This window comes from Acidimicrobiales bacterium, assembly GCA_036491125.1.
Classification (GTDB): Bacteria; Actinomycetota; Acidimicrobiia; order Acidimicrobiales; family AC-9; genus AC-9.
The window spans coordinates 1-5,307 of the sequence record DASXCO010000108.1 but is presented as its reverse complement, the minus strand read 5'-3'; the positions used below and the strand labels follow the sequence as shown (position 1 = coordinate 5,307).

The 5,307-nt window shown below is 67.5% G+C and carries 6 protein-coding genes; 5 read left to right on the top strand and 1 reads right to left on the bottom strand.

The genetic code is table 11. From position 1 onward, the window contains the following. Positions 1–228: 228 nt before the first annotated feature. From VGF64_09310 to VGF64_09295, 4 genes are all read left to right on the top strand, one after another. Positions 229–639 (top strand): YccF domain-containing protein, encoded by a 411-nt coding sequence (locus tag VGF64_09310; protein HEY1634942.1) that lies wholly within the window; start codon positions 229–231, stop codon positions 637–639. Between the two features lie 15 nt (positions 640–654). Then, a complete protein-coding gene (locus VGF64_09305; protein ID HEY1634941.1) occupies positions 655–921 on the top strand; it encodes an SHOCT domain-containing protein in 267 nt (88 codons plus the stop codon). Positions 922–952: 31 nt separating this feature from the next. Further along, entirely contained in the window at positions 953–1,453 is a 501-nt protein-coding gene (locus VGF64_09300) for a DUF6325 family protein (protein ID HEY1634940.1), read from the top strand. A 123-nt stretch (positions 1,454–1,576) separates the two neighbouring features. After that, positions 1,577–2,908, top strand: coding sequence for a DUF2252 domain-containing protein (locus VGF64_09295; GenBank protein HEY1634939.1), 1,332 nt, complete (start codon positions 1,577–1,579; stop codon positions 2,906–2,908). 4 nt (positions 2,909–2,912) lie between these two features. Here VGF64_09295 and VGF64_09290 read toward each other — a convergent pair whose 3' ends face one another. Continuing rightward, the gene (locus VGF64_09290; protein ID HEY1634938.1) at positions 2,913–3,569 is read right to left on the bottom strand and encodes a potassium channel family protein; all 657 of its coding nucleotides are present in this window, start codon (positions 3,567–3,569) and stop codon (positions 2,913–2,915) included. A gap of 231 nt (positions 3,570–3,800) precedes the next feature. Here VGF64_09290 and VGF64_09285 point away from each other — a divergent pair, with 231 nt between their 5' ends. After that, complete coding sequence (locus VGF64_09285; protein ID HEY1634937.1) at positions 3,801–5,183, top strand: glutamate decarboxylase; 1,383 nt, start codon at positions 3,801–3,803, stop codon at positions 5,181–5,183. Positions 5,184–5,307: the final 124 nt, after the last annotated feature.

Genomic DNA, 5,307 nt, shown 5'->3' with positions numbered 1-5,307 from the left:
CACCTCAGGAGCATCTATCGCAAGCTCGGGGCCAGCTCGCGCCGCGAAGCAGTGGTCCAAGCCCGATCTCGTGGCCTGCTCTGACCCAGCTCCGTCGCCGAAGGCCAAATCATCCCGCCAGGGTGACGACACGGCCACCATCGAACGTCGACAATCGCGGAGGTCGCCCGGTGCTGGCTGTTGGCGAAGCCGCCGGCTGACCGCAAAAGGGACGAAAGGTCGCGGCTGATGAAGACGATCGGGAACATCTTGTGGTTGGTGCTCGTCGGCTGGCACACGGCGATCTCGTGGCTCCTCCTCGGTCTCGTGCTCTGTCTGCCGATCGTCACGATTCCCTTTGCGGTGCAGTGCTTCAAGTTCGCCGCGTTCACGCTGTGGCCCTTCGGCCGCGTAGCGGTGAAGAGCACAGACACTCCCGGCGCCAGCCTGCTGGGCAACATCCTGTGGTTCATTCCCGGCCTCATCCTCGCCTTCGGCTACTTCGTGGGCGGAGTGGTCCTGTGCATCACGATCATCGGGATCCCGTTCGGCCTACAGGCGTTCAAGTTCGCTGCTCTCGCGCTCGCCCCGTTCGGCCGGATCGTCGTCACGGAGGGCGAGGCCCGGTCGCTGAGCGGCTCGACCGCCATGGCCATGTGAGAAAAGGAGACATTGATGATGATGAGGAGACGACGTCCCCTGATGCGGGCGGCGGTGGTTGGTGGCGTCGCCTACCACGCAGGTAAGAAGGGGGCCACCGCAGGGCAGGCTGAGCAGGAGGCCCCACCGCAGTCCCAGCAGCCGCCCGCTCCGGCCGCCCAGCCCGCCTCGGGCGAGGACACGGTGACCCAGCTCACCAAGCTCAAGGAGCTGCTGGACGGCGGGGTTCTCACCCAGGCCGAGTTCGACGCCCAGAAGCAGAAGATCCTCGCCGGCAGCTGACCGGCGCGTTCGACACGATACGGAGGAGACCATGGAGTTCGGTCCGGTGCAGATGCTTGTCCTCGAGTTCAACCGGGACCGGCTGAAGGGGGAGATCCTCCCCGAGCTCGAACGCCTCCGGGAGAAGGACATCATCCGTCTCGTCGACCTCGTCGTCGTGCAGAAAGACGAGAGCGGGGCGGTCACGGCCCTCGAGACCAGCGACCTGACCACCGATGAGTCGACGGAGTACGGAGCCCTCGTCGGTGCCCTCATCGGGTTCGGCGCCGCCGGCGAGACCGGGGCCGAGGTCGGCGCCGCGGCCGGTGCCGAGGCGGCGTCTGACATCAGCCTCGCCGACACTGGCGAGGTCTGGTACGTCGCCGACGTGATCCCCGACGGGTCGATCGCGGCGATCGCGCTCATCGAGCACCAATGGGCCATCCCGCTGCGGGACGCAGTGGCTCGAGCGGGTGGCGTGGCGCTGGCCGACGAGTGGATCCACCCTGAAGATCTCGTCGCCCTCGGCGCGGCGGCGACGACTGGAGGCTGAGCGATGGCAACGGCCACAAAGCGACAATCGACTGGGCGTTCGACAAGAGGGTCGACCCGACAGCGAGCCGGGAAGGCCCGGCCGACCCCCGACGATCGGATCGCCCTCGGCAAGGACGCCCGAGTGCGGGTTCCGCGCGAGAGCCATGCCGACTACCACCCTGCAAAGAGAGATCCGATCGAGCTGCTCGAGCAACAGGCCGCGAGCCGGGTCCCCGACCTGGTGCCGATCCGCTACGGGCGCATGCTCGCAACCCCATTCGCCTTCTACCGGGGAGCGGCGCTGGTCATGGCGTCCGATCTGTCCTCGACCCCGGCGTCGGGCGTCCAGGTACAGGCTTGCGGAGACGCCCACCTGGCCAACTTCGGGGGGTTCGCCTCGCCCGAGCGGGACCTCGTCTTCGACGTGAACGACTTCGACGAGACGCTCCCGGGTCCATGGGAGTGGGATGTCAAGCGGCTCGCGGCCAGCTTCGCCGTCGCCGGGCGGGACCGCGGCTTCGACGACAGACAGCGCCGGACCGCCTTGCACGCGGTGGTCCGGTCCTATCGCGAGGCGATGCGGAGCTTCGCTCAGCTGGGGAACATGGATGTCTGGTACTCCCACATGGATCTCGCCATGATCGACCGCTGGCGGGCTGCGGCCAGCCCAAAGGCGCTCAAGCGGTTCCAGGCCGGGGTCGACAAGGCCAAGACCAAAGACAGCATGCGAGCCTTCGACAAGCTGACCACCCGGGTCGACGGCAAGGTGCAGCTCGTCAGCGACCCACCGCTCATCGTCCCCCTGGAGGAGATGCTCCCGGGGGCGAAGGGAGATGCCCTGCGCGAGACCCTCCGATCGATCGTGCACACCTACAGCCAGAGCCTTCCGTACGACCGTCAGAAGTTGCTCGAGAGCTTCAACCTCGTCGACTTCGGGCGCAAGGTGGTCGGCGTCGGCAGCGTCGGCACCCGGGCCTGGATCCTGCTGCTCACCGGGCGTGACGGCCAGGACCCGCTGTTCCTCCAGGCCAAGGAGGCCGAGGCGTCGGTGCTCGAGGCCTTCGTCGGGAAGAGCAAGTTCGACAACCACGGTCGAAGGGTCGTCGAGGGCCAGCGACTGATGCAGTCGGCCAGCGACATATTCCTCGGCTGGGTGCGGGCGGAGGGAATCGACGGTAAGACACGGGACTTCTATGTCCGGCAGTTGTGGGATGCGAAGGCCTCGGCCAACATCGAGGTGATGAGCCCGTCGACGCTCAACATCTACGCGGAGATCTGTGGTTGGACGCTGGCCCGGGCGCACGCCCGGTCGGGTGACCGCATCGCCATCGCCGCATACCTGGGAAAGGGGTCGGCCTTCGACCAGGCGATCGGAGAGTTCTCTGAGCTCTACGCCAACCAGAGCGAGCGGGACCACCAGGCCCTCGCCGACGCGGTGAAGACAGGTCGCGTGACCGCCACGACCGGGATCTAGCGACCTACGACGCCTCCTTCCCGGCGCCTCCCGGCCTGGCCATGAGCGAGACGAGCCTGGCCACCAGGGTCACCAGGAAGATCTGACCCATCAGGGCCTCGATCACCACGACGGAACGCGCGAAGTTGGTGGCCGCCGTGAGATCTCCGTACCCCACCGTCGTCAGGGTGGCGAAGCTGAAATACAGGAACTGGTTGGCGCTGGCGTGGTTGGTCTGGGCGAAGAATGGCGTCCCGGCGATGGAGGCGATCGACCGGTACAGCGCGGAGAAGATCAGGCCCAGGATCACGTAGACGTCGATGGCGCCGGCGATCGTCTCGATGTTGACGGTGGGATGACGCAGGATCCGGTTGAGGATGACGACCGGCGTCACCATCAGCAGCAGCAGGAACACGAGGTGGACGAGGGCCAGCGTGCCCCCGACGCGGGAGCCGATCAGCGTCAATACCAGGCCACCGACCACGCCAGCCCGGGCCCCCCGCTGCAGCCGGGGCCGGGCGTGGGACGTGCGCAGGGTGATCAGCAGCACGAACCCGACCGCGAGCTCCTGGATTATTTGGCTCCACGTGGCATCAGGCAGCAGCGAGACCAGGAAGTAGGTCACGACCAGCAGCACGAGCACGGCGACGTAGGTGTCCCCGCGCTCGAGCCGCCGGGCCATCTCCCGCCAGGCCCGACCCGCCCGCCGGTCCCCGCCCCGTCCCTGGGGTTCCGGAGTGTCACTGTCAGCGATTGGAGCAGCTTACGGCCGGAGGGCGGACAGGGGTACGGATGCGCGCCGGCATCGGATCACCCCCTCAGGGTGATGTCCGAGCCGTCTGCGGTCGGCCTAATGGGACCTGGGCGGCTTGCTGGACCGAGCCCCACCGGCTCGCGAACAAGAGGAGCATCAATGGCCCTGCACGAGAAGTCGAGCGCAGCCGAGACGGAGTTGCTCGCCGGCGACGCCCTGTTTCTCCTGGACACGGACTGTGATCAGGTCCCCCGCCTGCGGCTGCCCGATGCGCCGATGCCCGCAGAGGCCGCCTACCGCCTCATCCACGAGGAGCTCCTGCTGGACGGCAACTCCAGATTGAACCTGGCCACGTTCGTGACCACCTGGATGGAGCCCCAGGCAGATCAGCTGATGGCGGAGTGCTCCGACAAGAACATGATCGACAAGGACGAGTATCCGCAGACCGCCGAGCTCGAGAGGCGCTGTGTCAACATCCTCGCCGGCCTCTGGCACGCGTCCGACGAGTCGGGTGGGACGGGGTGCTCGACCACGGGCTCCAGCGAAGCGTGCATGCTCGCCGGGATGGCACTGAAGCGACGCTGGCGCGCCCGGCGCCGAGCGGAGGGCAAGGACGCGACCAACCCCAACATCGTCATGGGCGTCAACGTCCAAGTGTGCTGGGAGAAGTTCGCCAACTACTTCGAGGTCGAGCCCCGACTCGTCCCGATCGAGGGCTCCCGGTACCATCTCGGCGCGGCCGAGGCGGTCGCCGCCTGCGACGAGAACACCATCGGGGTCGTGGCAATCCTCGGGTCGACCTTCGACGGCAGCTACGAGCCCGTGGCGGACATCGCCAGCGGCCTCGACGATCTTCAGGCCCGCACCGGCATGGACATCCCGGTGCACGTGGACGGGGCCTCGGGTGCGATGATCGCCCCGTTCGTGGACCCGGAGCTCGTATGGGATTTCCGGCTACCGCGGGTGGCGTCGATCAACACCTCGGGTCACAAGTACGGGCGGGTGTACCCGGGGGTGGGCTGGATCATCTGGCGCGACGCCGACGCCCTGCCCGACGAGCTCGTCTTCCATGTGAACTACCTGGGTGGCGACATGCCGACCTTCGCCCTGAACTTCTCCCGCCCCGGGGCCCAGGTGGCCGTCCAGTACTACAACTTCCTGCGCCTGGGCCGGCATGGATATCGGGCCGTGCAGCAGGGCTGCCGGGACGTCGCCATGTACGGGGCGGAGCAGGTCGCGGCGACTGGCCGGTTCGACCTCCTCACCGACGGCTCGGAGCTGCCGGTGTTCGCCTTCACGACCAAGCCCGGCTCGAAGTTCGACGTGTTCGACCTCTCAGCTCACCTGCGCGAACGCGGGTGGCAGGTGCCGGCGTACACCTTTCCCGCCAACCGAACCGACCTGGCCGCGTGCCGGGTCGTCGTGCGACAGGGCAGCAAGGACGCCGCCGACCTGTTTCTGGAGGACCTGCGTCGAGCCGTGGCCTCGCTCGACCGTACCGGCGGCGGGGTGGGCGAGCACCGCAGCTCGTTCCACCACTGAGCCTGCCCGGCCGACCCCGCTCTTGGCTCCGTCGTCGCTTATCGCACCTCGTACTCGTCCACCCGGGCGATGAGGCCGTAAATGATCAGGATGTCGATGATGATCATCGTGAACGACCAGAACG

What these genes read in the sequence shown, in the direction of transcription:
- VGF64_09310 (HEY1634942.1), top strand. Translation starts at nt 229, where the DNA reads ATGAAGACGATCGGGAACATCTTGTGGTTGGTGCTCGTCGGCTGGCAC.
- VGF64_09305 (HEY1634941.1), top strand. Translation starts at nt 655, where the DNA reads ATGATGATGAGGAGACGACGTCCCCTGATGCGGGCGGCGGTGGTTGGT.
- VGF64_09300 (HEY1634940.1), top strand. Translation starts at nt 953, where the DNA reads ATGGAGTTCGGTCCGGTGCAGATGCTTGTCCTCGAGTTCAACCGGGAC.
- VGF64_09290 (HEY1634938.1), bottom strand. Translation starts at nt 3,569, where the DNA reads ATGGCCCGGCGGCTCGAGCGCGGGGACACCTACGTCGCCGTGCTCGTG.
- VGF64_09285 (HEY1634937.1), top strand. Translation starts at nt 3,801, where the DNA reads ATGGCCCTGCACGAGAAGTCGAGCGCAGCCGAGACGGAGTTGCTCGCC.